The sequence below is a fragment of the Vibrio sp. NC2 genome (assembly GCF_025195005.1).
GTDB classification, from domain to species: Bacteria; Pseudomonadota; Gammaproteobacteria; order Enterobacterales; family Vibrionaceae; genus Vibrio; species Vibrio splendidus.
Map to the genome: position 1 here is coordinate 1 of NZ_JANVFC010000031.1, position 23,401 is coordinate 23,401.

Genomic DNA, 23,401 nt, shown 5'->3' on the forward strand with positions numbered 1-23,401 from the left:
AAATAAGATGCATGAAAAAAGCCAGCAACTTGCGTTACTGGCTTACTAAAATCGTCAACGTATTTTAGGACGAGACAAGCTTTCAAAAAGTGAACAACAGTTCGTGATTGGTGGTGTTCACTTTGTACATCAGCCTATTCGTAAATGCTGTATGAAAAGTATTTACTTGCGATTTTTTGATGTTGACCATTGTCGATCAGTCTTTGTATTCCACTATCGATAAGATCTTTTAATTCGTCATCTTGTTTTCTAACAGCGACTCCAATACCACGACCAAACCACTTCTCTTCTGTAAATTTAGGGCCTGTAAAGTGATAGTCCTTACCCTGATCCGTTTCAAGAAAGCCTGCGTTGAGCCCCATTGAACCACCAAACACGCTATCTAAGCGGCCGTTGAGTAAATCGGTAAAGGCTTCATCGAATGAGCCGTAACGTTTGATATCTACATCTGGATAGATCTCAGAAAGGTACTTGTCACCAATAGTTGCTCGTTGAACCCCAATTGTTAGTTCATTTAAGCTGCCGTCATCCATATTGATTTCACGCCCCTTTTCCATGACAAAACGAGTGGGAACTTTAGCGTAAGGCATAGTGAAATTAACTTTCTTTTCACGTTCTTCGGTAATGGTCATAGCCGCTATAATTGCATCGTTTTTACGGCTTAAAAGTGATGGGATAATACCGTCCCAATCAGTTTTTGAGATGATACATTTTACTTCTAATTCGATACACAAGGCGTTGGCTAAATCGACTTCAAACCCCTCTAATTCACCATCTTGCGTTGTCCAACTGAACGGTGGGTAGGCCCCTTCAACAGTAAAGCGAATTTGTTTCCAATCTTTTGCGTATGTGAACACAGAGAAAACACTGACGAATGCAACAAGTATCCATTTCATTGGTTATTTCCTTATAGTAATAATGGATATGGATAATTAACCAATTGTTAACATTTATCAATGCAAATGCATATTGATGTGAGCAAAGGCATGCAGATCAATTAGTTTGCTCCAGTTTTATTGCCAGAAGTACTGTTAGCGTATTTAAGGACGTTAACAATACTTATCCGATTAATCCGCAGGTAGCGTTACAGCAGACGATTTTTCCCCTCGAATGAAACTCAATTTATTGTTTTTCCCTTTACTGGCTCGACTATAGGTTGGAGCTGTGACTTGTTACTGCGAGTGCGATGGCTGCAGTTAAAAGCGCTGAGCCACCGATTTTATTCAGGTACGTTGGGTGATCTTGCATAAACCCAAGAAGCTTCTTGGCAGAGATGACGTAAATCATCACCCACGTAAAATCCAACACTGCCATTGTGGGGCACATCACCAACATTTGTGATAACAGGGGCTTGGTTGGGTCTATGAACTGGGGGAAGAATGCAGTGAAAAAGACAATCGCCTTGGGGTTACCCGCTGCAACGAAGAAACCACTTAAATAGAGTCTGTGGCCTGAAATCGCGGTGGGTGAATTGGTGGTTATTTGTGCATCACACTCAGGTTTATCACGCAAAATCTTGATACCCATATACAGCAATGTTGTGACTCCAAGCCACTTGATAACGGCGAACGCTAGTTCAGACGTTGACATTATGATGCCAAGTCCAACTGCAACAATGATCATCTGTATGAAGTTTGCTGAGATATCGCCTAGTGCCGTAAAAATAGCTTTATTAACGCCATATTTCATTGAATGAATGACGCCCAACAAAATGCTGGGACCTGGCGTCATGGTTAAGATAAGTGAAGCGAGGCAGAAGGTTAGCCATGTTTCTATAGTCATTTGTTTTCTCCGGGTGACTGGTATCTATTTTTCGGAAAAAGTAGTCTGCTAGCATAGAGATAGATATCAAAATAACCTGAGGTTATATAAATGGTTGAAGACTTGGAAAGCATCCCATCATTAGTTCCCAAATTACTTCTGCAGTTACTAGCGCTCGGAAGTATCACTGATGCCGCTCTGGTATTAGGAGTCAGCCAACCCGCAGCAAGCAAAGCTCTTCGACGTGCTGAAGATGTGTTAGGTTTCGCTTTAGTCCGAAGAGACAGTCGCCCCTTATTGTTAACAGAGGAAGGGAGGTTGATTGCTGAGTTCGCTAAAAAGCAGGAATTGCAGGGAGAGGTGTTATTGAGACAGCTTCGACTTATTCAAAAAGATGGCGCTGGACAGGTGAAAGTGGCTTCTTTTGGCGCATCCGCTTCCACACATATTTTACCCAGCCTAATTCATGCGATCAGCCAACACCTACCTCAAGTTAAAATTGAAATAGGCGAGTTTACTGACGAAGGAGCATTATTGGCATTGCGAGAGGGGCGCGTAGATTTTGCAATCGCGGTTGATAAAGAGTATTTGGATCTAGATATCATCCCAGTTTTTACTGACCGTATGGTGGCTTTAGTTCATGAAGATGACCCTTTATCCCAGTTGCCAGTTTTGTCGGCTGTGGATATCGAAGATCGAGATTTTATACTGAGTAAAGGGGGCAGCGAGGCGCTCATTAGAGAATGGTTTAAGCTATCAAAATCCCGCCTTAGAGAAAAACACACCATTGTTCAATTGACCTCGATACTTGCTTTCATTAGAGCAGGCTTAGGTGTTTCTATTGTTGCAGAGCTTGCCGTTCCAGAATCTCATCCCAGCGTAAATGTTATTCCTCTTGCGCCGGAGTACCCTCGTAATATTTGTGTAGCGAAAAGAAGTGGTTGTTTTTCTTCGAACGCAGCCAGGTTAACTTGGGACTTTTTGAGTAAAAATAGGTCACACAGTTACCTAAGCAAGCGAGGTCATTAAGTGCGAACAGGCGTTTAGCTGTCATTGCCTCATTTAATTCGCAGGCAACACAACGGCAGACGCTTCTTCCTCCGAATCTTCTTTGTCTTCTACTTGGTCAGCAACCCAATCAATCGTCTTTGTTAGATAAAGCTTATTGGTTTCGGTGTCACACCAACTCTTGGATAATCCTCTTCGATTGAATTCACTGCCAATTGCTGCGAGTGTCTGGTTGCTTGATCGCCCGTAATACAAGGTGTCGCACAATTGCAGGTTCGACATGGATTGAGGGTACGTATTGACCGACGAGGAGTTCATGCTCAGTGCTTTTGATTGGTTATGAGTGCACCCAGTTAGGCTCAGGAAAAAGAAAAGGATTAGCGTATTTTTCATGGTGTATCAGGTCTATTGCCGATGATTTGAAGACAGTATTGCCATGATTGCCACACTAATTTGTCAATTTTTCGCCAACTAGTTATAGACCAAGACTTTCCTCCCAGTTAGAAAGCGTTATTAAGCCAATGATAAAAACAGTATTAACAAACAAAAGAGCAATTTTGTACAAAAGCTGAAAGAGCCTATAGAGTAGACTGATAAGTCGCTCGATAATTAACAGGCTTGGGGATTGTTATGGAGAACAAGAAACGCTCTAAAGAAAAGGCCGAATATAAGATCACAGAAGAGCTCGGTGGCCTTGAAACCCTTAATGCAGAATACGAAAAGCAGAACTTCTCGCGCCACAGCCATGAGGGCTATACGCTTGGGGTTATTGAGCAGGGCGCTCAGCGTTTCTATCGAACGGGCGGACATCATATTGCACCACAAAATGCGATTATTCTGGTCAATGCCGACGAAGTTCATAGCGGTCACTCTGCCACTGAAGGCGGTTGGGCGTATCGAGCCATGTATCCACTCCCAGAGCAACTTGCCAAGATCACTCAAGAGCTTAACCTACCGAACTACGGCGCGCCTTACTTCCCAAGAGCGGTTGTTGAAGACCCTGAACTCGCTAATCAATTGAGATTAGTCTTTAACACGATTGATGAATCTGACAATCGCTTGTTAAGAGAAACCTTGATGTACGGGATGTTGGTTAAACTGATTAGCCGACACGGAAAATCGCCGCTTAACCCTCAACTCGACGGGAAAACTCAGCGCCAGCTTGTCTTGGTGAAAGAGTTCTTAGATGATTTTCCACAAGCCGATGTGTCCCTAGAAGAGCTATCTAAGCTCGCGGCATTGAGCCCGTTTCACTTAGTGCGTTCTTTTCAGAAAGAATTTGGTCTTCCGCCACATGCGTATCAGATCCAATCTCGATTAAGGCTTTCTCGTAAGTTATTGAAGCAAGGGCATACCATTTCTGATACCGCGCAAGAGTGTGGCTTTCACGACCAAAGCCATTTTCATCGACACTTCAAAAAGGCCAATGGCTACACGCCGGGGCAATACATCAAAATGCTCTAAACTTGCATGGCTAAGGCATGGCTAACTCGTGTTAAGTGCGGTTAAGTGCGGTTAAGTGCGGTTAAGTGCGGTTAAGTGTGGCAAACAGAGGGGCATGAAATCGAGCAAGTTTGTACAATCGAACCGACTCAACTCCTCTTACATTGAATAGCCAATGTGAAGAGAGAAAAGAACTATATGGATAGTGAAACAATGGATAGACGAACACAGTTATGGAAGGGCGTTTTAGCGGGAATGCCGTTGAGCATTGCGGTAATCCCTTGGGGGGTTCTGGCCGGTTCATATGCGATAGATGCCGGATTGAATCAACTTCAAGCGCAAGCGATGTCGGCTATTTTGTTTGCTGGCTCAGCGCAACTTGTCGCCGCGGGTATGTTTAAAGCGGGTATTGGTCTAGGCACCATGTTGTTGACTACCTTATTCATCACGTCTAGACACTTTCTGTATAGCGTATCGATGCGTGACAAAATCAGCCATCTTCCTGCGCGTTGGCGCCTATTACTTGGATTTTGGCTCACCGATGAGCTGTTCGCGATTTGTAGTGGGCAGTCTCAGAAAGAATTTAATCGTTGGTACGCTGCGGGTGTAGGCGGCGGTTTTTATCTCGTTTGGAATATTGCGAGCTTTGTCGGCATTGTCGCGGGAAGCCAAATTCCTTCACTCAATGAAATTGGGCTCGATTTCGCGGTCGCAGCAACCTTTATCGCCTTGGTGTTCCCATTAATCCGAACTCTACCCGTCGTAGTGTGTGTGGTGGTTTCATTGGTCACTTCGGTTGCCATGTCGGTTAACAATATTGAGGGCGGGCTAATGATTGCAGCGATTGCCGGTATGTTAGCGGGCTTTATCAGCGAATCGTTCCAAGAGCGAAACAACGGCAACAAGACAATTGTGGAGGAGAAATAGAGATGATTTGGTTAACGATATTACTCATGACTGCGATTGTTTTCTTTAGTCGGTACCTGTTTCTAGAGCCAGCAATCCCGCTTCGATTAAATCAAACCACGCGTCGCCTGTTACGCTATTCAAGCCCAGCTGTGCTTACCGCAATTTGGGGGCCGATTGTATTTGCACCAGAGCAGACATTTTGGCCAAGCCTTGAAAACCCATACTTGATAGGCGCGCTGGTCACAGGTCTGTTGATTTGGAAAACAGGCAATGTGCTACTGACTATCGGCGTTAGCATGGCGGTGTTTTTGTTCTATAACCTTGTCGCGGTTGATTACCTTTTTAACTGATACGTAGCTCAATTGATACGTCGTGTCACGCCATTAGTTATCCTCGTTTCAAGTGTATGACTCATTACTTGAAACGAGTGCTTTTAGGCTCTAGTTCTCTTGTGGTTCTTTATTCAAAAGCACTCTGTTCCTCTCTTCGCCTTCCTCATATCTGTCCAATAAACTCCTGACATTCAAATGCAATTGATTTTATATTATTTTGTACTGTTTAATTCGTTTTACTTATGGATAAAAAGTGAGTAAATTTGCAAATAATTCAATGTGTTGAGATGTTTGGAAAGATATTTCAGCTGTTTTACCAAGCTAAAGGGACCTCAAAATGTATAGATTTTTCGCAATTTTATTTCTACTCGTACCGCTGCAATTATCAGCGGCACAAGATGATAGGCAAGCTCTGATAAAAGAGCTTCTTCAGATTATGGATGTCGATTCCACGTTGGACGCGGTATACGTTCAAATGGATAGCATGATGGCTAATATGTCTAAAGACCTAGGGGTTTCAGAGTCAGAACAAGCTATTTTTGATGATTACTATCAGGGCATGAACGACTTAATGAAAGAGGAGGTTAGCTGGCAAAAGCTAGAGCCAGGAATTGTAACGATTTACAGCAATCAATTCACTGAAGAAGAGCTCAGTGCAATGATCGATTTCTACAAAACAGAACATGGAAAAAGCATTCTGAAAAAAATGCCAACCGTGACAACAGAGTCAATGATCATGACTCAGTCGTTAATGCAACAAGTTCTCCCAAAAGTTCAAAAGTTAACGACTAAACTAAAACAAGACCTTGAAGCACATAGAGGTTCTTGATCAGAAGCCGTTAGGTTTGTGATTAGAAATAACGCTCTATACTTGGTCGATAACGTAGATATTCTTGAAACACACGCTGCATTTCATGCAATGATTTATGTGTTTCAAGCGTAATCAGGCATAATTACTACCCCACAGCTGAATCATTTTAGGTGTGGGTATTGTGTATTTAGGTTTTGGTAAGGAGTTAGTTTGGCTAAGAAATATTATGTGGTTTGGAAAGGTCGCACACCGGGTATTTTTACCACTTGGAACGAGTGTAAAGCGCAAGTCGATGGCTTTGCTGGTGCGAGATATAAATCGTTTCCAACACTAGGCGAGGCTGAGTCTGCTTTCGGTGGTAAAACGTCGTCTGCGTCAGGTTCTACAGCGACAAAGCCAAGCTCTGCGGGTAAGGCGACGAAAGTGAAGGTGCCGCCTCTTTCGGAGCAGCAAATCACAGATATGCCTTTTGATATCAAGATCTTTACCGATGGTGCTTGTGAGCCAAATCCTGGTGAAGCGGGGACGGGTTTAGCGGTATACCAAAACAACCAATTAACAGAATTGTGGTATGGCTTGTATCAGCCTGTTGGTACCAACAATACCGCCGAGTTACATGGGCTTAAGCAAGCGTTTATTCTCGCGAAAGAGAAGTTAAACGCGGGTCTGTCTGTTGCGATTTATTGTGACTCTAAGTACTCAATTGATTGTATTACTAAATGGGCAACGGGCTGGGAGAAAAAGGGCTGGACTAAGTCGGGCGGCGAGATCAAAAACCTCGATATTATTAAGCCTGCGTATGCTCTCTACCAAGAACTGGCTTCAAAAATCACCATCTACCATGTGAACGGACACGTTGGTATTGAAGGTAACGAATTGGCCGATAGAATGTCGATTGTGGCTATTTCATCGAAAGAGCAGGAGCTAGCTCAATATCGTGACATCGAAGATCTTGAGTCTATTTTGGCACTTCGAGCCGGCTAGCTAGGCTTCTTAATGAAAAGCTAATAAAAGTTACTGAAAGCATAAGTTGCTATCATTAAGCAGTGCTTAGTTGAGCGCTACATTTCAAATGGATGTAGCGCTCTTTTGATCTTGTGGTGCTCAGTCGTTTTTGTGAGGCATAGCTGTCTGAGTTAATTCTTATTGAGCTGGGTTCTCTATCCAACGAGATAATTGCTGAGCTTGTTTGATCGAATTAAAACTGTCTTTCACTCTCTCACGTGCCTTTAACCCCATCGATGCTTTATCGTTACTGCTTAGCTGCGCGAAACGCTCAATCGCTTCTCTTAATTCTTCCACGTTCTTTTCGCTAACCACAAAACCTGTCTCTGGTGAGACGATCTCTTTGCATCCCATGATGTTGGTGGTAATGACGGGTGTGCCCACGGCCATCGCTTCTTTTAAAACCAGTGGCCCTGTATCCACACACCCAGTTTCGGAAAAACAGAAGGGCGCGATTAGGCTGTCATAGTTCGATAGTTTCTCTTTCACCCACTCGTGAGGTTTAGCGCCAAGAAAGGTCACGTTTCGAGTGAGCCCTTGCTCTTTGACCTGCAATTTTAATTGTTGCTCTAAATCGCCAGTACCGATGATATCGAGATGAATGTCGAGAGGTTCGGCAATCGGCGCTAAAGCATCAATAAGATGGTGGATGCCTTTTTGCTCCACTAATCGGCCAAGAAAAACGAGACGAAGTTGCTTAGCTTCGGTTTTTGGGTGTAGTTGAAATTGTTTGGTATTTACCCCACAGTGCAGGAGTTTAATGTTGCCTTTAGCCATGGTATTGAAGTCGGTGAGCATGTCTTTGCACACTGCGACCACAAAATCACTCGACGAAATCTTCTGTTCAATATCATAAGCGAACTCGTAAACATCATGACCGTGAGCAACGAACGAGCAGGTTATGTTCAGAAGCTTTGCCGCGACGATGGCGTGAGCTGTAGTGTGCTGACAGAAATGCGCATGAACGTGTTCGACGTCGTTCTCGGCGAGTTGCAGCGCCAGTTTGAATCCATAAGCGAACAGTGATTTTTTGGGCATACTAGTTTGCTTGGAAACAAAGGATACCGCCCGGAGAAAGCCAAACCAATTGATGCTGGCTATCTTACCCGCCCGAACATCCTTACCAATTTTTATGATGTCATAGTCAAATGACTTTTCACTCTCTTCTATCTCAAATGCCATCACGCAAACATCGTGTCCACAAGCTTTCACCGAGTCGACTTCTGTTTGGATGAAGGTCTCGCTGAGTACAGGATAAGTTGGTGCTATAAATGCTACTTTCTTCATTTTTTGCTCCTTTGACTAATGCTATTAAAGTCAAATAAGCAAAATACGAACCAAGATAAAATCGTAGCTTTGGAGGGCTTTCGATGGTTTTCCGAAGGTTATCCCCCCAGAAGTCGCTCATTTTCTCAAATTGATAATCAAATTGGAGTTTTGACGCTCATGTCTGATCACCCTGTTCGTCATTTTGAGAGTGTCTGCGTAGGCGACTGATCTAAAAGTGATTTCATAGCAATACACTCTCGGCATAGAACCTGCAACGTCATCCATATAACGTATAATTCTGGGGCGTCATTATGGCTAAAGTAAGTGTTGTTATCCCGACCTACAACTGTTTGGATTACCTGCCGAAGGCAATTGGCAGCGTACTGAAGCAGACACATCAAGACGTGGAGTTGATCATTATTGACGACAACAGCAACGATGGAACGTCTACTTATCTCGCGTCAATCCATGATGAACGCATCATTAAATTATCCACTTTGGGTGTTGGCGCGCCTCAAGCGAGAAACCTAGGGATTGAAAAGGCGACCGGTGAATACATTGCTTTTTTAGACGCTGACGACTTTTGGTTTCCAGAAAAAATCGAACGACAACTCGAGTTCCATCAGCGCTACTCAGATCTTGCGATGAGCTTTACTAACTACGAGCACCTCACTGAAGACTACCAAGTGATAGTCGACTGTTTTAGTTACTGGTCGCAGTTTCAAGACCAAGACGATCTGTTCATCAATATCGAGAACCCGTTGGAGTTCATCATTGAAAACAATGTGATTGGAACATCGACGGTCATGGTGAAAGCGGATGTGTTCTCTCAAACAGACAGTTTCAATGCTGACATTAAGTATGGGGAAGATTGGGAACTGTGGCTTCGAATGAGTGAAAGCCATCAGATCGGTGTGTTGAACTCCGTGCAGGTTGGTTACTTGATGAGAGCGAGTTCCGTTACCCAAACTGAAAGTCTTAAATTGAGAAATTTGCAGTCTATCGAAACCATTCTTCAACGTTACCAAGATGACAGTCTGAGATGGAACTTACGGACGTCCAGTTTCAAAATTGCAAATGCAAGAATACTAGAAGGTTACGCCGACTATTACAGAGGCTTACAACAGAACCGACGGGCCATGTCTTATAGCATCCGCTCGTTAGCGCTGGCTCCTCAAAAAAGAACCTTACGACATCTTCTTGGGGACTGTAAAAGTTTCCTAATGCCTGCATTGTAAGGAATAGGTGACTTCTATGGGTTCATTAAAACAGTCGGCCTATTACGCCATTGGCATCGTGATGATGAAAGGGATCTCGCTCGTGATGATCCCCTATATCACCCATAAGATGACGTTGGTTGAATACGGTTCTTTAGAAGCCATTGTCTTATTGGCTGACATCGGGACGATCCTATTTAGCTTTGGGATTGTTGAGGCAATGTACCGGTATGTGGGCGTCGCTGAGGGTGAAGAAAAGAGAAAGCTTGTCTCGAACTGTTTCACGTTGAGTGTCTTGGTCTGTGTGCTAGGTGGGGCTTTAATTGCTCTTAGTATGCCGTTGTTGTTACTGATGTTGCCCGTCGAGTTTCAACCTTATCAAATCCTACTTTTGCTAATACCGACCATGTTAGATGGTGCGATTTCTATCCCGCTAACATTGATGCGAATGAATGCGATGGCTAAGCGCTTTTGTATGCTCAATGTAATGAAGGCGAGTGTGCAAGCTGCTATGACGTTTGCATTGCTTGAAGCAGGTTATGGCATTGATGGTGTACTAATATCTGCCGCTGTTTCGAGTGTGTTGCTGATGCTGTGTTTACTGCGTTATCAATGGCAGGAGATGGGCTCATTTGGCAGCCTCAAGTACTCCGCTAAGATCCTAAAATTTGGATTGCCTACTTTAGTTGGTGGTGCTTCTATTTACATGATTACAGGCCTAGACCGTTGGGTGATGGCAAGCTTTGTTGGTGTTGAAGAACTTGCAATCTATGCGGTCAGTGGCAAGTTTGCATTGCTGCTTGGCTTGCTACTGCAGCCTTATGCTCTGTGGTGGTTTCCAAATCGGGTGGCCATGCTGCAACAACCTGATGGTAAGAAAGAGTGTGCGGACAGAGCGCTAGTCGGCGTTAATTTAGCCATTGTGTTGGGTTGTTTGATGATCCTCACCGTGCCGGGTTTTATTGCTTTGATTCTACCCAGCAGTTATCAATATGCGGGTACCATCGTCGTGGCACTCTTGGCCATTGGCGTGATTAAGAATGCAGGGGATTACCTTAACCTCGGTTGTTTTAGCGGTGACTCAAGTCAGTCGCAAATGTGGATACAGGGTGGTTGTGCGATCTTAGCAACCATTGGCTATCTTGTTGTGACACCGATTTATGGCGTGTGGGCCGTGGTAGTGGTGCTTTGTGGTACTTATGCCGTGAGGCTGTCACTGCTCTATATCGTGAGCCAAAAAATGGAATATTTACCTTATGATCACCGTAAATGGATAGCAGCGCTGAGTATCGCAATACTAGCCATCATTGGTGATCGAGTTCTTGGCTTGGTGCTGGTTGATGTTCATGACTTTGTTTTAGGCAGTTTTGTGGCAATAGTGACGTTAGTCGTCTTTGTTCGATACTCTGTTATTCCTGTTCCGCAAGCGCTGCTTGATAAGTTTACGCTAGGTAAGCAATCACATGTAAGTTGAACTCACTTCATCCAGATCGCGGGATATCCTGATAAGCGTCTAGAAATATATGAATTATTAATAATAAAACACTGTTCATAATTATTTTAATTAGATAGTATTTATAAATATAACGAATACTAACGATGGAAAGATATATGAATAAGTGGATGTTGCTCCTTTCTCTGTTTTCAGCGGCCTCATACAGCGCCTCTAATTTTTCAACCGAGGGTATTGCTGCTCCCGACTTCAATTCACCGGATTTCAAGCCGCCTGAAGTTTCTCGACAGGAACAAAACAATATCGTTTGTGAAAGCGTGGTCTGCAAATCAACGTCTGCACGTCAGTCGGTTCCTGTTGTTGGTGAAGTACCTGATAGAGAGCTTAATCAAACCATCGAAACCCTTGCGAGTGCTATCTATATTGTCGGTGAAATTGGCGTCGCGGAAAATTTGTCTACGCCAGAATATGAGAAATTTTTTGAGAACTAATTAGCACGGTGCGTCAGAGAATGGTTACTGCTTTCAAATGTTGCTACCAAAGATATTAAATGCTGTTATAAAAGGTAAAGTCTCGTTCAACGATTCAATCACCGCGGCACCTGGCAATTAGGAAGCACCAATGGAAATCTGGAAGTTACTGCTGTTCATCCCCGCTTGTTTTGCGCTCAACATGACACCGGGCCCAAACAATTTGTTATCAATGAACAACGCCCGTTGTTATGGGTTTCAGGCCGCCTTTGTAGCGGGCTTGGGACGAATCCTCGCTTTTTCTGGCATGATTGCTTTGGCTGCATCCGGCTTGGCTGTCGTGCTTTATACCTCTGAAACTTTGTTTTTCCTTATTAAGCTATTTGGCGCGATGTATCTGTTGTGGATCGCGTTCAACCTATGGCGCTCACAAGCCAGCCCGGTCGCGGATATCGAGCGAAATAAGAACTGGTTTGGTCTGGTTAAACAAGAGTTCGCACTCGCGGCGGGCAATCCAAAAGCGATACTCATTTTCACTGCATTCCTTCCTCAATTTGTCGATGTTTCAGCGAACGTAAATACGCAATTCTTTGTTTTAGGAAGCACGTTTCTTGTATTAGAAATGCTCGCGATTTCTATCTATGCGGCCTTTGGTTTATATCTACGAAATTGGTATTCAAAACCTCAAATGGCCAAGCGCTTCAATAAAGCATGCTCTGTGTTTCTTGCCTTATCTGGTGCTAATTTGTTAGTGAGCCGTCAGTAGTTCTTATTTTGCTTTTTAGTTTATAGTTAATCTTTTTAAGGTCGATGTATGAATGTTGTTTGTGCGGAAAAACAAGAACTGGCTGATATCTACCAGCTTGAACATGTTTTGTTTGGCGATCACGCCTATCCGCTGTTTTTCTTTTGTCAGGCATTTGATTGCTGGGGGAAGGGCTTGCTGGTGGCGAAACAGGATTCGCAGGTTGCGGGCTATGTATTGATGACACCAACCGACAAACAACAAGAGTACTGGGTGTTGTCACTGGCTGTTGATACTGCTTACCGAGGCATGGGAATTGGCCGTTCATTGATGCAGCAGGCAATAGAAACCTTGCCACAAGATTCCAAGCTGTTGCTTACTGTCGATCCAAATAACAGCTCGGCTTGTGAGCTGTATTTGTCGATGGGCTTCGTGACCATCAAAGAAGAGAGTAATTATTTCGGAGACGATGAGCCTCGTTTGGTCATGCAGCTCATCGTCTAGTTCCCGTTTCATTGTGTCTATTTAGATGCAGGCATCACGCGCTTAGGTCAACATCACGATACCGTGCATCAACACCACGCTAGAGGTCAGTCGGGTTCGCATATCAAAATAGCCATCGGGGCCTTCACTTTGATTCTCTTCTCTCATTGACCTTTCCGCTCGCCAAACCGCAATGTAGCCTAAGATCAGAATCAGAGTGGTGAGGAACTCTTGCTGCTCACCGAGTAGCACCGCTAGCCACGCTGCCAACACAATAACATTGCTTAGAATCAGAGCCTTGTTGCTGGATTGGCTTTCGAAGTTCTCTATCCCATTACCCCACAAGATACCCGACAAAAAGCTCAAGATAACCACGCTGTAGGTGATGAAGAGTGTTTCGCCGCTCAAGCTAAAGAATTGGCTGTCGGTGAGTGATAACAGTAGGCCGAATAAAAAGGGGATTAAACCCATATAACCGAGCTTGGCCATGGTGTTGCGTGTTTGAGTTGTGTCCAAGTAATCTGACCTCATAACTGTTGCTCTATTGCATTTTTGAGGGTACTACTGGTTGGCGATGTAGAACTCGGGAAGGTTGCTATCACTTTGCCTTCTTTGCTGACCAAGAACTTGTAGAAATTCCATTTCGGTTTGATACCGGCTTGTTGTTGAATTTCGGCAAAGACTGGATTTGCGTCAGGCCCAGAGAGTGAAGCGCGCGCCATCATCGGAAAAGTCACACCATAATCTAGGTAGCAGATTTTAGCGGATTGCTCCTCGCTTCCTCTGTCTTGGCGAAAATCATTACTTGGGAAACCAACAACCGTGAAGCCTTGATCTTTATACGTTTGGTGAAGCTGCTCAAGTTGTTCGAACTGAGGCGTGAAACCGCATTGGCTTGCCGTATTCACGATTAATAAAGTCTTGCCTTGAAACTCTTCACACAGCTCAATTTCTTCGTTTGAATTTAACAGCCTTTGTTTGCCGTTGAGTATATCAGGGCAGCTTGCTGAAAAAGCGAGTGAACTTGTTAGGCTCGCTATTAGGGCGGTGGAGCACAGCAGTGAATGTTTCATAAGTCTGACTCATTTTAGTTGGCGTAACTGTTATTACTGTTTAGCGACTTGAAATGATCACTTTAAAGACCAGAATTGCTTCAGTATCAGTATCAGCTATCGCTTAAGTGTCATTTGTTGCTTAGCAAATAGGGCTCCACCAAGCGCCTGATGTTTACCTTGGCTCCAAGGCGAGATGCCAGTAGGTACATGCCTCCAATCTTTCGGTGGAGGAATAGAGCGTCTGCTGGTGGCGTGTGCCAATACTCTTGTTCCATGCTGAGTATGGTTCCTGCTTCACGAAGCCTTTGTGCTAAACCACTGGCTTTGAAGTCGTAATCTTCATCGACAAGCATGGGTTCACAGGCCATTTTCACTAAGTTGAGAATCGCTTGGCGCTGGTCTGGGAGGATGGTCTCGCTAAAAAATCCAATCTGCTCTAACGCCTTGTTGAGTCCTTGTTCATCGTGAGTAATCACAGAGGTAAAAGCCAAACGATAGCCATCACTGAAGCGGCCGCTGTATTCTCGGGTTGCTCCAAAGTCTAAAAGCCCAATCTGTCGCGTGTTTTCAACGTAAAGATAGTTGGCGAAGTTGGGATCGGTTTGCACCATCTTGAAGTCGAATAACTCTCTGAACAGAAGCTCGAGCAAGCTGTGCATCACAAAATCACGGGTGCTTTGATCGTAACCTTCTATTTGCTCTATCGAGACGCCTTCAATGAAGTCCATTGCGAGCACTGATTCTGAAGACATTTGAGGGTGAATTTTAGGTACAACGAAGTGAGCGTGTTCTATTAATGCATTGTGATAACGAGTCGCATAGTCAGCCTCGCGAGCATAGTCGGCTTCATCATGTAGTTGTTTTTTTGCTTCTTCTAATAAGCCTTTGTAATCGACAGACTTGGGAATCAAACCAACGATGTTCAGCAATGTGCCTACGTTGTCTACATCACTGTCGATGCTTTTTCGAATGCCTGGGTATTGGACTTTGATGGCAAGTTTGTCTCCCGCATCACTGTAGGCTTGGTGAACTTGTCCGATGGACGCACTGGCGATCGGTTTAAAGTTGAAGGAAAGAAATTCTGCTTTCCAGTTGATGTCGAGTGAGCTTTCTAACACTTGGTTGAGCTGCTTTGTTGGCAGAGGATCTGCGTCTGAGCGCAGGCGAGAAAGAATATCGGCTAATTCAGGTTCTAAGACATCGCCTGCATCCATTGATAGCATCTGCCCCAGTTTCATTGCTGCACCGCGCAGGTGTGCGAGTTGATCGGTGAGCCGAGCAATGTTTTGTGGCGTTAGCAGTAAGTCTTTTGCTTTGGGCCTGTTGCCTTGTGCTATTTGCTTGGTGCCTTCCGTCAGCACATTACCCGCGACCCTTGTTGCCAGCGAGGCGAACTTACTGAATCTTGAAATTCGATGAGTGGGAAGGTTTCTCTCTTTTGCCGACATAAAGGTTCTCACTTAGTTATCAAGATTGATACCAATCGTAGTAAATAACTGTTCACCCTAGCTTGTTAAAAATCTCGATAACGTCGTTAGATTTTTTGATTGTAGAATAACTACTTATCGAAAAAATCCGCCTTGTTCTCCAGCTTTTTCCCTGCGCTATTTTTGACCACTTACTTACTGTGATTGGTATGACTACAAAGTTCTATAAATCATTACCCAACCGAATGTTTTGTTGTGGTAACTTGTCTCGCGAAACAGTAAACAGAATTTAAAGGACAAAACATGAAGTTTATTTGGTTAAAAGCCGCGGTTACCGTTTTAGTTTTTGCTGCGCTGTTTGGTGTGGTGTATTACAAAGTCGCAAGTGGTATGTCTTAACCAAGTACTATTTTGTGCAGCTGTTACCATCGCAGCGTGACTTTCCAGTTAGCCAGAAAGAGACTTTGTATCGGTTCTTGGCAAACCGAAGATAACACCAGTCGGCCACTGGCTTGAATATCGCCCAACGTAAAGGGGCGTATAGCCAACCTTTTCCTACTAAGCGCCACGCTTGGTAGGTCACGTCTAAACCTAGCAGCAGTTTTCCATTCTCATCCAGTGCATGCAAAACGGTGTTGGCTGCGTCGGCATCAATCTGAGGGTAGTCTGAAAAGGCTTCACTGTAGATATCGATGGTTTGAATCTTATTCTCGACATCATGCTTTGCAAGTGCCGCCATCTCCTTTGCGCACAACGGGCATGTCCCATCGTAGAATATCGTTAATGAAGTCATTGCTTCCCTTACTATTTTTACCAATTCCCAACTATACGCAATCACCGATTAGGTGGATCATTTTACTCAGTTATCCGACACTGTAATTGTGACGACTATTTTACAGTACCATCTCGAGGTAAAATCCGTTCCATGCAATTACATATTAAGAGTCGATCCCCAATGACAACGAAATCAATGAGCCGCTTCATTATAGCCTTCATAGCCCTAATGCTAAGTGGTTGTGTTAGCTACAGCGTGACCGAGCAAGAAATGACGAACTACCTTCAAGATTCGGTGATGTTAGAGCAAGAAGTGGGTGTACAAAACGTTATGTATGCGCAAGTCGCTGTCGATGACTTAGCGGTGCAAATTGGCCGAGCTGATGCCGAGCGCGTGTCTGTTCTGGCGAATACCAATGCACAAGTTCAGGTGTTTAACGTGCCGAATATGAGGTTGGATCTTGATATCGAGTTCAGTGCGATTCCTGAATATGACAAAGAGAGTGGCGAGATTTATTTGAAATCACTGCGTTTAGAGCGCTTTGAAGAAAAAGATAAACAGCTTTCGCCTGAGGTCGCCAAACTACTTAAGCCTGCCGTTTCTATGATTGGCTTTGCTTTGTCCCAGTCACCGGTTTACAAACTGGACAGCAACAAGGTTCAAGAGTCATTGATCAAGTCATCGGAACCTAATCTAGTGATTAAAGACAACAAGCTGGTCATCGAGTTATTCGATTAACCTTTCACGTTTAGCTTAGACTCAGATTTAAAACACAATGGCTGCCTATTTGGTGGCCATTTTTGTTTGTGTTGAATCAGCAAGATTTCTGTTTTTAGGCTGTCTATCCAGCTTGTTTTCTCTGGCTCATTTATTGAATTAGCCGCGTATCTCACCTTTACTTTACTCTTGTGAGCAAGTCATCGCTTCAGTCATCAAATCATAAGAAAGAAAAGGTGAGCGAACTATGAAGAATCCAGTAATAGCGGATAACAAACCCGTTAAGGTCGAGCTAACAGAAGGGGAGGAGTATTACTTCTGTACCTGTGGGAAATCGAAAAACCAACCGTTTTGTGATGGTTCTCATGCAGGAACGGGCTTCAAACCGAAGAGTTTCGTGGCCGAAGAAACCGGCGACGCTTACCTGTGCCGCTGTAAGTATTCGAACAATCTCCCTTTCTGTGATGGCACCCATAAACAGTTTACGGCTGAGCAAGTGGGCCAAGAAGGCCCCGATGTTCACATCCAAGCGGCAACGCCCGATCTCTCACTTGCGGCTTCTGCAACCAAAGAAGAGCCCACGGTCGAATTCATTCATCAATTAGCACGAGATGGCTTATCCAAAGTGGGTCACCATGGGCCAATGACTTCGATGGGCGTTCCAAGATATCTATTGCCTCACTGGGATGATATTCAAGTGATGGTTGCTCAAATGGCGACCAAACCTCTGTTGGAACATGTGCCCGTCGGTACTGAGCTTATTATTGGGCCAAAAGCGAAAAAGCCGCTCAAATTGAACATCTCTTTATTTGTGTCTGATATGAGTTTTGGGTCGTTATCTGAAGAAGCGAAAATCTCTTTAGCGACGGGCGCGGAGCTTGCGGGAACGGGGATCTGCTCGGGTGAGGGCGGCATGTTGCCCGAAGAGCAAGCGGCAAACTCACGTTACTTTTACGAACTAGCCAGCGCACAATTTGGTTACGATGAATCTAAGCTCAAAAATGTCCAAGCCTTCCATTTTAAGGGTGGGCAGGGTGCTAAAACCGGAACAGGTGGTCACCTACCGGGGGCGAAGAATATCGGAAAAATCGCTGAGGTGCGTGGTATTGAAGCAGGTACAGCCGCGATTTCTCCACCCACCTTTGTTGATCTAAAAACCGTCGAGGATTTCAAAAAGTTCGCCGACCGAGTTCGAGAAGTGACTGGCGGGATCCCAATTGGCTTCAAGTTGAGTGCCAATCATATTGAAGAGGATATTCAGTTCGCATTGGATGCTAGTGCCGATTACATCATCTTGGATGGTCGAGGCGGTGGTACTGGGGCGGCGCCAGAAATGTTCCGTGACCATATTAGTGTGCCAACTATTCCTGCGCTTGCTCGTGCCAGAGCTTATCTAGACAAGCAAGGCGTCAGTGACAGAGTCACCTTAATCATTACTGGTGGGCTTCGTGTTCCGATGGACTTTGTAAAAGCGATGGCGCTTGGCGCTGATGGAGTCGCCATCTCAAACAGTGCCATGCAGTCGATAGGGTGTGTTGCCGCCCGAATGTGCAACACCAATAATTGCCCGGCGGGCATCGCGACTCAAAAAGCCGATTTACGCCAACGGTTAAATGTCGAGAAGGCATCGAACCAATTGAAGAACTTCTTCGAAGCTTCGACTGAATTGATGCAAGTGATGGCGAGAGCGTGCGGTCATGACCATTTGAATCAGTTTAATCCTCACGATTTGGCTACATGGAATCGCGAAATGGCCGAGCTATCCGGTGTCGCTTACTCTGGTGTCAGTTCACTAAATCAACTTCAGTAAATAGTATTTCGATAAAGCACGCTCACTGTATTTTGGGTGTGCTTATTTTTGTCTGTGTAATGCCAACCTATGTTTAACCTTTCGTAATTAACTGCTTTATAAGTGTTTTTAAGTTATTTCCTATTTTTTAAAATATCGCTTTACCTAAAGTTAACTTGAGGTTTTATCATCGTCCCCAATCTAAAAACACAATCTATCACCTTGTCGCCTAGTGCAGGTTTTGATGTTATCAAACAGACGTTACGAATCTTCAGTTATGAACTTTGAGCTCCATAATTGAAGTCATGAGTGCATAAAGGTGAGAAAAATGAACAGGGATCAACAATGAAAGTATTAGCGATTGGCGCGACCAACAGTAAAGCATCGATTAACCAACAATTGGCAGCGTACACCGCAAGCTTAGTTGAGGGCGCACAAGTAGAGGTGCTCGATCTTAATGATTTCGAGATGCCTATTTATAGTGAAGACAGAGAAAAAGAGTCTGGCGTTCATCAACACGCACAGCGCTTTTTCAGCAAGATTAGCGAAGCAGATGCTATTGTCATCTCTTTTGCAGAGTACAACGGCTCATACACCGCAGCCTTTAAGAATGTGTTTGATTGGACATCACGAATCGACATGAAAGTGTACCAAGGCAAACCTGTTGTTATGCTCTCCACATCACCAGGCCCAGGCGGCGCAAGCTCTGTGTTGTCGTCTGCGGTAAATTCGGCACCTTACTTTGATGCTGATGTGAAGGGCTCGATGTCGGTGCCGAGTTTCTACGACAACTTTAATGTAGAAACGGGAGAGATCATCAATGCCGAAATGGCCGAGAGCCTGAAATCTATCATGATTCAGATTTAGAGAGCGAGAACACCACAATAAAACACAGCAGCTATTTGCGTGGTTTCTTTTCATTGCGCCCGTTGTCAAAGTTTAAGGACATTAACTGGTTAAGGTAACAATAGGTCGCTATTCTAAAGTTAAAGTAAGCTTTAAATATTTATGATCTCAGGGATAGTGTAACAATGAGAAACATCGTATACCTCACCATAGGCCAGTTGGCTGAGCGCAGTGGCGTGGCTCCTTCGGCCCTACGTTTTTACGAAACCAAGGGGTTGATTGCTTCGATTCGTACTAACGGAAATCAACGCAGGTATCAGTCGGCGATGTTGCGTCGAATCGCGCTGATACAAGTCGCGCAGTCAATAGGCTTCACGCTGGAAGAGATCACCGAAGAGTTATCGACACTGCCGATGAACCATACCGCGACTAAGCGAGATTGGGAGCGCGTTGCTAAGAAGTGGCAGGGGCAACTCGACAGTAAAATGGCGCAGATTAAATCGCTACAAGAGAACTTAACAGGTTGTATCGGCTGTGGGTGTTTGAGTATGCAGAAATGCCACTTGTTGAACCCTGAAGATATTCTGCATGACCAAGGACAGGGCGCACAACGGATCGTTGAGTAGCCCTGAATTAAAAAAACTATCTGAGATCGTTGAATCCAATGCACTCAATCTGATGCTCAGCCAACCACTGTTTTAGTGCAGGGCTAGTGAGAAGCTGATGCTCTTCGACGCGTTTACCACTGTAGCTTGATAGGGACTTAAGCTGTTCACTTGCCACTGATGAAGGGTGGCACATTAACTCAAGCACACCGTCAGGCATCATAGCTTGGTAGCTCAGTAATAAATCTTGCAGGCCATTCAGTGATACGCCTTCGTCAAAGAAACGCATGTCGAAAGCGTCTGGCGTTGGCACTTGTAGTGCATCTTGGCCACTTAGGATGTTATCGATTCGTCTAACTGGCAAACCAATGCGATTCACTGTGCGGGTAAACGCTGCTTTTAGAGATTTAAATACACCACCAAAGTGATGGCTGTCGATATGGTTAATCTTTAAACCGGCATCGACAGCGGCTTGATATTGCGCGTTGAGTTCGAGCATCACCTCACCTTCATCCACATCTGATTTATCGAACAGGGTGACGTTGCTAAAGAAGTGTCCGTGTTCGTCGACTAAGCTCGGAACCTGCCCTGGTGAAGTCAGTGGTTTGCCTGCGGTGACCGTAAAGTGCAAGCCAACTTCAGGGACTAAACCTTGATGATAGAGCTCAATCGCGTGCTGTGTACCCGGTTGATTCATCATGATGGTGGTCGACTTAACCAACCCCGCCTTAAAGCAGTCGACGATGCCGTGGTTCACGCTTTCAGTGAGGCCGAAATCATCGGCGTTGAGTATCAATTTCATCATGACCTCTTATTAAAAGATTTGGATTCAATATCTTGAATTAGCTCTGCTGTCATTGAGCTCATTAGCTTGTTATCACTGAGCTTATTAGCTGTTATCACCGAGCTTATTAGCGGCTAACAAAGGCCACATTAAGCGAGTCGATGAGCGAACGCAGGCATGAAGTCTAAGTTCTCGCGAATGGTTTCTTGCAAAGCCTCGTCGATATGCGAACCACTATCGACGATAGGGTTTAAGATCAGGGCACGTTTTGCTGTTGCGATGTCACCCGTCATCGCCGCTTTAACGGTCAAGGTTTCAAACTCTTTCATCTGCTGAATCAAGCGCAGCGTGTCGCTATCAAAAGGTTCAACGTTCAGTGGCAGGATTGCACTGCTGGTGATTACTGAACTTACTTCTACCGCACAGTCATCGGGTAACCCTTGAATCGCACCATTGTTGCGAGTGTTGACGTGCATGATAGAACGTTTGTTATTGTGAATACTGCTCATCAGCTCGCAGGCCGCTTCAGAGTAGTAAGCACCGCCTCGTTCTTCTAACAATTTAGGCTTGGTATCGAGCATGGGATCTTTGTAGATTTCTAACAACTGCTGTTCAACCTTGGCAACTAAATCTGCGCGATTGGTGCTGTTTTCAGACGCAGCAAACTCTTTGTCTAAGATGTCTCTGGATTGGTAGTAGTAACGTAGGTAAGCACAAGGAACTATGTTCAGAGAACGAATCAATTCTGCGTCCCACTCAAAGGGAGGGATGTTCTTTGGCATCATTTGATCGTTACCACCAAGGAGTTGTTCGATGAGTTCTGCCAACTTGTCTTCACCTTTATGAAGCACCTTATGAGCCCACACTAGGTGATTTAATCCGGCAATTTGCATCGTGATATCTTTACGTTCTGCGTCGAGCATTTTCGCCGCGCCTAGCTCCATGTTGACGGGAACGTTACATAGACCAACGGTTTTAATGGTTGAGTGCTTAATCAGTGCTTCCGTTACCATGCCTGATGGGTTGGTGAAGTTGAGTAACCACGCATTCGGACACAGTTCTTCCATCTCTTTCGCTATATCGAGTGCAATCGGAATGGTTCGGCACGCATTAGAGAAGCCACCCAAGCCATTGGTCTCTTGGCCGATCATGCGATACTTCAGAGCAATCCTTTCGTCACGTAATCTTGCTTCCATTCTTCCTGCGCGAAATTGTGAGCAGACAAAATTAGCGTCTTTCAGGGCTGATTTTCGATCTGTGGTGAGGTGAACATTAATCTCACAGCCTGCTTTGTTTATCATTCGCTTGGTGAGCGCCGCGATTATCTCTGCTTTTTCCATGCCTTGTTCGATATCGACCAACCACAGATCAGAGATAGGTAATTCGTGATGGCGCTTGAGCAGTCCTTCAATGAGCTCTGGGGTGTAGCTTGAGCCACCACCAATCACGGTTACTTTGAGTTTTTGTTTCTGTTGCATGCTGTTCACCATTTTATGTTGTAGATTACTTGGTTTAATTTATATGATGGTTACATACACCGACAAACCAGTTATGACGACTTATGAATTAGTGGGGTTAATGCATGGGGCTATTCGAAAATCGCCAACAAACATTGTCACTGCTGCACACCTTTAGTGTTGCGGCTAAACATTTAAGTTTTACACTTGCCGCCGATGAGCTCTTCTTAACTCAGGGAGGGGTCAGCCATCGGATCAAAAAACTCGAACAACAATTGAAGTTCAACCTGTTTGTGCGCAAGACAAGAAAGCTCGAACTGACGCCAGAAGGTCAGCGCGTGTTATCCATGTTGAACGTCTCGTTTGAGTCTATCTTTTCCGAACTCATGGATATTCAAACGGGTGAGCTAAGTGGGGAGTTGTACATCGCGACATCGCCTTATTTTGCTTCCTCGTGGTTAATGCCACGTTTGCCAGAATTCAGACGCTTGTATCCGAATCTAAGCATCAAACTGCAAACTAAACAGAGCCAGTCAGACTTCCAGTTTGAACCTTATGACGTGGCAATTTTCTATAGCGAAGGCCATTACCCAAACCATTACAGCGAGCGATTATTCAGTGGAGTAAGAACTCCTGTGTGCAGCCCTGAATACGCGAAACACTTCAAACTAGACCAAGGCATTCAACACTTAGACGATGTTCGCTTCATTCACAGTGGCGATATCACTGCGTGGCAGCGTTGGTTGTATGAAGCTCAAAGTGATACCAACTGCGCACTTCAGTGTGACTATTACAGCGATAACCGCTTGGCGATGGATGCGGCGATATTATCGATGGGACTGGCACTAGGGCGGCTAGAGTTTATGACACCGCAGATTGAACAAGGCTTGTTGGTCGCGCCTCTTATGAGCATTGAATCGGGCAAAGGGTATGATCTAGTGTGTCCGAAAGGCATGGAGCAGCGAACTAAGTTTCAGGTGTTTGCTCAATGGGTTAAGCAACAGTTGTGACCGAATAGCGTGCCTAGACAAACACGAATT

General features: G+C 44.7%; 26 protein-coding genes. 16 read left to right on the plus strand and 10 right to left on the minus strand.

The features are described from left to right. Positions 1–134: 134 nt before the first annotated feature. Positions 135–896 (minus strand): transporter substrate-binding domain-containing protein, encoded by a 762-nt coding sequence (locus NX845_RS22345; protein WP_004736414.1) that lies wholly within the window; start codon positions 894–896, stop codon positions 135–137. A gap of 253 nt (positions 897–1,149) precedes the next feature. Next, positions 1,150–1,782, minus strand: a complete 633-nt coding sequence (locus NX845_RS22350) for a LysE family translocator (RefSeq protein ID WP_260257173.1) — start codon at positions 1,780–1,782, stop codon at positions 1,150–1,152. 90 nt (positions 1,783–1,872) lie between these two features. Between NX845_RS22350 and NX845_RS22355 the strand changes: the two genes are divergently transcribed. Next, positions 1,873–2,790, plus strand: a complete 918-nt coding sequence (locus NX845_RS22355) for a LysR family transcriptional regulator (RefSeq protein ID WP_260257174.1) — start codon at positions 1,873–1,875, stop codon at positions 2,788–2,790. A 33-nt stretch (positions 2,791–2,823) separates the two neighbouring features. Here NX845_RS22355 and NX845_RS22360 read toward each other — a convergent pair whose 3' ends face one another. Continuing rightward, on the minus strand, positions 2,824–3,162 hold the full coding sequence (locus tag NX845_RS22360) for a hypothetical protein (RefSeq protein ID WP_017084570.1): 339 nt from the start codon (positions 3,160–3,162) through the stop codon (positions 2,824–2,826). 237 nt (positions 3,163–3,399) lie between these two features. On the opposite strand from NX845_RS22360, the gene NX845_RS22365 reads away from it, so the two are divergent. From NX845_RS22365 to NX845_RS22385, 5 genes are all read left to right on the plus strand, one after another. Then, a complete protein-coding gene (locus NX845_RS22365; protein ID WP_029222252.1) occupies positions 3,400–4,233 on the plus strand; it encodes an AraC family transcriptional regulator in 834 nt (277 codons plus the stop codon). Between the two features lie 177 nt (positions 4,234–4,410). Next, a complete protein-coding gene (locus NX845_RS22370) occupies positions 4,411–5,139 on the plus strand; it encodes an AzlC family ABC transporter permease (protein WP_260257175.1) in 729 nt (242 codons plus the stop codon). 2 nt (positions 5,140–5,141) lie between these two features. Beyond that, positions 5,142–5,471, plus strand: a complete 330-nt coding sequence (locus NX845_RS22375) for an AzlD domain-containing protein (protein WP_108189044.1) — start codon at positions 5,142–5,144, stop codon at positions 5,469–5,471. 319 nt (positions 5,472–5,790) lie between these two features. Further along, a complete protein-coding gene (locus NX845_RS22380; RefSeq protein WP_017065236.1) occupies positions 5,791–6,282 on the plus strand; it encodes a DUF2059 domain-containing protein in 492 nt (163 codons plus the stop codon). 192 nt (positions 6,283–6,474) lie between these two features. Then, positions 6,475–7,248, plus strand: a complete 774-nt coding sequence (locus NX845_RS22385) for a viroplasmin family protein (RefSeq protein WP_017087185.1) — start codon at positions 6,475–6,477, stop codon at positions 7,246–7,248. 159 nt (positions 7,249–7,407) lie between these two features. On the opposite strand, the gene NX845_RS22390 is transcribed toward NX845_RS22385, so the two are convergent. Next, positions 7,408–8,556, minus strand: coding sequence for a glycosyltransferase family 4 protein (locus NX845_RS22390; protein WP_017100983.1), 1,149 nt, complete (start codon positions 8,554–8,556; stop codon positions 7,408–7,410). A 293-nt stretch (positions 8,557–8,849) separates the two neighbouring features. Between NX845_RS22390 and NX845_RS22395 the strand changes: the two genes are divergently transcribed. The 5 genes from NX845_RS22395 (at position 8,850) to NX845_RS22415 (ending at position 12,927) form a co-directional block, all read left to right on the plus strand. Next, complete coding sequence (locus NX845_RS22395) at positions 8,850–9,776, plus strand: glycosyltransferase (protein WP_260257176.1); 927 nt, start codon at positions 8,850–8,852, stop codon at positions 9,774–9,776. A 16-nt stretch (positions 9,777–9,792) separates the two neighbouring features. Next, positions 9,793–11,229 carry a lipopolysaccharide biosynthesis protein gene (locus tag NX845_RS22400; protein WP_260257177.1) on the plus strand — a complete coding sequence of 479 codons (1,437 nt, stop codon included), beginning with the start codon at positions 9,793–9,795 and terminating at the stop codon, positions 11,227–11,229. A 137-nt stretch (positions 11,230–11,366) separates the two neighbouring features. Further along, positions 11,367–11,699 (plus strand): hypothetical protein, encoded by a 333-nt coding sequence (locus NX845_RS22405; RefSeq protein WP_183091202.1) that lies wholly within the window; start codon positions 11,367–11,369, stop codon positions 11,697–11,699. 130 nt (positions 11,700–11,829) lie between these two features. Further along, the gene (locus NX845_RS22410; RefSeq protein WP_260257178.1) at positions 11,830–12,444 is read left to right on the plus strand and encodes a LysE family translocator; all 615 of its coding nucleotides are present in this window, start codon (positions 11,830–11,832) and stop codon (positions 12,442–12,444) included. A gap of 48 nt (positions 12,445–12,492) precedes the next feature. Beyond that, positions 12,493–12,927, plus strand: coding sequence for an N-acetyltransferase (locus tag NX845_RS22415; protein ID WP_260257179.1), 435 nt, complete (start codon positions 12,493–12,495; stop codon positions 12,925–12,927). Positions 12,928–12,969: 42 nt separating this feature from the next. Here NX845_RS22415 and NX845_RS22420 read toward each other — a convergent pair whose 3' ends face one another. The 4 genes from NX845_RS22420 to NX845_RS22435 form a co-directional block, all read right to left on the minus strand. Continuing rightward, complete coding sequence (locus NX845_RS22420) at positions 12,970–13,437, minus strand: DUF3429 domain-containing protein (protein ID WP_208775039.1); 468 nt, start codon at positions 13,435–13,437, stop codon at positions 12,970–12,972. After that, complete coding sequence (locus tag NX845_RS22425) at positions 13,434–13,979, minus strand: glutathione peroxidase (protein ID WP_260257180.1); 546 nt, start codon at positions 13,977–13,979, stop codon at positions 13,434–13,436. The genes NX845_RS22420 and NX845_RS22425 overlap by 4 nt, the downstream gene beginning before the upstream one ends. A 110-nt stretch (positions 13,980–14,089) precedes the next feature. Then, complete coding sequence (locus NX845_RS22430) at positions 14,090–15,409, minus strand: AarF/ABC1/UbiB kinase family protein (protein ID WP_260257181.1); 1,320 nt, start codon at positions 15,407–15,409, stop codon at positions 14,090–14,092. Positions 15,410–15,794: 385 nt separating this feature from the next. After that, a complete protein-coding gene (locus tag NX845_RS22435) occupies positions 15,795–16,181 on the minus strand; it encodes a thiol-disulfide oxidoreductase DCC family protein (protein WP_065681147.1) in 387 nt (128 codons plus the stop codon). A 162-nt stretch (positions 16,182–16,343) separates the two neighbouring features. Between NX845_RS22435 and NX845_RS22440 the strand changes: the two genes are divergently transcribed. From NX845_RS22440 to soxR, 4 genes are all read left to right on the plus strand, one after another. After that, positions 16,344–16,901 carry a DUF1439 domain-containing protein gene (locus NX845_RS22440; protein ID WP_102320548.1) on the plus strand — a complete coding sequence of 186 codons (558 nt, stop codon included), beginning with the start codon at positions 16,344–16,346 and terminating at the stop codon, positions 16,899–16,901. A gap of 226 nt (positions 16,902–17,127) precedes the next feature. Continuing rightward, positions 17,128–18,690: a glutamate synthase-related protein gene (locus NX845_RS22445; protein WP_260257182.1), complete on the plus strand. Its 1,563-nt coding sequence runs from the start codon at positions 17,128–17,130 to the stop codon at positions 18,688–18,690. Positions 18,691–19,014: 324 nt separating this feature from the next. Then, complete coding sequence (locus NX845_RS22450; protein WP_102491498.1) at positions 19,015–19,536, plus strand: NADPH-dependent FMN reductase; 522 nt, start codon at positions 19,015–19,017, stop codon at positions 19,534–19,536. Positions 19,537–19,700: 164 nt separating this feature from the next. Further along, complete coding sequence (gene soxR, locus NX845_RS22455; protein WP_004736387.1) at positions 19,701–20,141, plus strand: redox-sensitive transcriptional activator SoxR; 441 nt, start codon at positions 19,701–19,703, stop codon at positions 20,139–20,141. 16 nt (positions 20,142–20,157) lie between these two features. On the opposite strand, the gene NX845_RS22460 is transcribed toward soxR, so the two are convergent. Both NX845_RS22460 and NX845_RS22465 read right to left on the minus strand, forming a co-directional pair. Beyond that, positions 20,158–20,922: a carbohydrate deacetylase gene (locus tag NX845_RS22460; protein WP_260257187.1), complete on the minus strand. Its 765-nt coding sequence runs from the start codon at positions 20,920–20,922 to the stop codon at positions 20,158–20,160. Positions 20,923–21,053: 131 nt separating this feature from the next. Next, positions 21,054–22,382 carry a 6-phospho-beta-glucosidase gene (locus NX845_RS22465; RefSeq protein WP_260257183.1) on the minus strand — a complete coding sequence of 443 codons (1,329 nt, stop codon included), beginning with the start codon at positions 22,380–22,382 and terminating at the stop codon, positions 21,054–21,056. A gap of 104 nt (positions 22,383–22,486) precedes the next feature. Here NX845_RS22465 and NX845_RS22470 point away from each other — a divergent pair, with 104 nt between their 5' ends. Beyond that, positions 22,487–23,371 carry a LysR substrate-binding domain-containing protein gene (locus NX845_RS22470; RefSeq protein ID WP_017098729.1) on the plus strand — a complete coding sequence of 295 codons (885 nt, stop codon included), beginning with the start codon at positions 22,487–22,489 and terminating at the stop codon, positions 23,369–23,371. Positions 23,372–23,401: the final 30 nt, after the last annotated feature.

What these genes read in the sequence shown, in the direction of transcription:
- NX845_RS22345 (WP_004736414.1), bottom strand. Translation starts at nt 896, where the DNA reads ATGAAATGGATACTTGTTGCATTCGTCAGTGTTTTCTCTGTGTTCACA.
- NX845_RS22350 (WP_260257173.1), bottom strand. Translation starts at nt 1,782, where the DNA reads ATGACTATAGAAACATGGCTAACCTTCTGCCTCGCTTCACTTATCTTA.
- NX845_RS22355 (WP_260257174.1), top strand. Translation starts at nt 1,873, where the DNA reads ATGGTTGAAGACTTGGAAAGCATCCCATCATTAGTTCCCAAATTACTT.
- NX845_RS22360 (WP_017084570.1), bottom strand. Translation starts at nt 3,162, where the DNA reads ATGAAAAATACGCTAATCCTTTTCTTTTTCCTGAGCCTAACTGGGTGC.
- NX845_RS22365 (WP_029222252.1), top strand. Translation starts at nt 3,400, where the DNA reads ATGGAGAACAAGAAACGCTCTAAAGAAAAGGCCGAATATAAGATCACA.
- NX845_RS22370 (WP_260257175.1), top strand. Translation starts at nt 4,411, where the DNA reads ATGGATAGTGAAACAATGGATAGACGAACACAGTTATGGAAGGGCGTT.
- NX845_RS22375 (WP_108189044.1), top strand. Translation starts at nt 5,142, where the DNA reads ATGATTTGGTTAACGATATTACTCATGACTGCGATTGTTTTCTTTAGT.
- NX845_RS22380 (WP_017065236.1), top strand. Translation starts at nt 5,791, where the DNA reads ATGTATAGATTTTTCGCAATTTTATTTCTACTCGTACCGCTGCAATTA.
- NX845_RS22390 (WP_017100983.1), bottom strand. Translation starts at nt 8,556, where the DNA reads ATGAAGAAAGTAGCATTTATAGCACCAACTTATCCTGTACTCAGCGAG.
- NX845_RS22395 (WP_260257176.1), top strand. Translation starts at nt 8,850, where the DNA reads ATGGCTAAAGTAAGTGTTGTTATCCCGACCTACAACTGTTTGGATTAC.
- NX845_RS22400 (WP_260257177.1), top strand. Translation starts at nt 9,793, where the DNA reads ATGGGTTCATTAAAACAGTCGGCCTATTACGCCATTGGCATCGTGATG.
- NX845_RS22405 (WP_183091202.1), top strand. Translation starts at nt 11,367, where the DNA reads ATGAATAAGTGGATGTTGCTCCTTTCTCTGTTTTCAGCGGCCTCATAC.
- NX845_RS22410 (WP_260257178.1), top strand. Translation starts at nt 11,830, where the DNA reads ATGGAAATCTGGAAGTTACTGCTGTTCATCCCCGCTTGTTTTGCGCTC.
- NX845_RS22415 (WP_260257179.1), top strand. Translation starts at nt 12,493, where the DNA reads ATGAATGTTGTTTGTGCGGAAAAACAAGAACTGGCTGATATCTACCAG.
- NX845_RS22420 (WP_208775039.1), bottom strand. Translation starts at nt 13,437, where the DNA reads ATGAGGTCAGATTACTTGGACACAACTCAAACACGCAACACCATGGCC.
- NX845_RS22425 (WP_260257180.1), bottom strand. Translation starts at nt 13,979, where the DNA reads ATGAAACATTCACTGCTGTGCTCCACCGCCCTAATAGCGAGCCTAACA.
- NX845_RS22430 (WP_260257181.1), bottom strand. Translation starts at nt 15,409, where the DNA reads ATGTCGGCAAAAGAGAGAAACCTTCCCACTCATCGAATTTCAAGATTC.
- NX845_RS22435 (WP_065681147.1), bottom strand. Translation starts at nt 16,181, where the DNA reads ATGACTTCATTAACGATATTCTACGATGGGACATGCCCGTTGTGCGCA.
- NX845_RS22440 (WP_102320548.1), top strand. Translation starts at nt 16,344, where the DNA reads ATGACAACGAAATCAATGAGCCGCTTCATTATAGCCTTCATAGCCCTA.
- NX845_RS22445 (WP_260257182.1), top strand. Translation starts at nt 17,128, where the DNA reads ATGAAGAATCCAGTAATAGCGGATAACAAACCCGTTAAGGTCGAGCTA.
- NX845_RS22450 (WP_102491498.1), top strand. Translation starts at nt 19,015, where the DNA reads ATGAAAGTATTAGCGATTGGCGCGACCAACAGTAAAGCATCGATTAAC.
- soxR (WP_004736387.1), top strand. Translation starts at nt 19,701, where the DNA reads ATGAGAAACATCGTATACCTCACCATAGGCCAGTTGGCTGAGCGCAGT.
- NX845_RS22460 (WP_260257187.1), bottom strand. Translation starts at nt 20,922, where the DNA reads ATGAAATTGATACTCAACGCCGATGATTTCGGCCTCACTGAAAGCGTG.
- NX845_RS22465 (WP_260257183.1), bottom strand. Translation starts at nt 22,382, where the DNA reads ATGCAACAGAAACAAAAACTCAAAGTAACCGTGATTGGTGGTGGCTCA.
- NX845_RS22470 (WP_017098729.1), top strand. Translation starts at nt 22,487, where the DNA reads ATGGGGCTATTCGAAAATCGCCAACAAACATTGTCACTGCTGCACACC.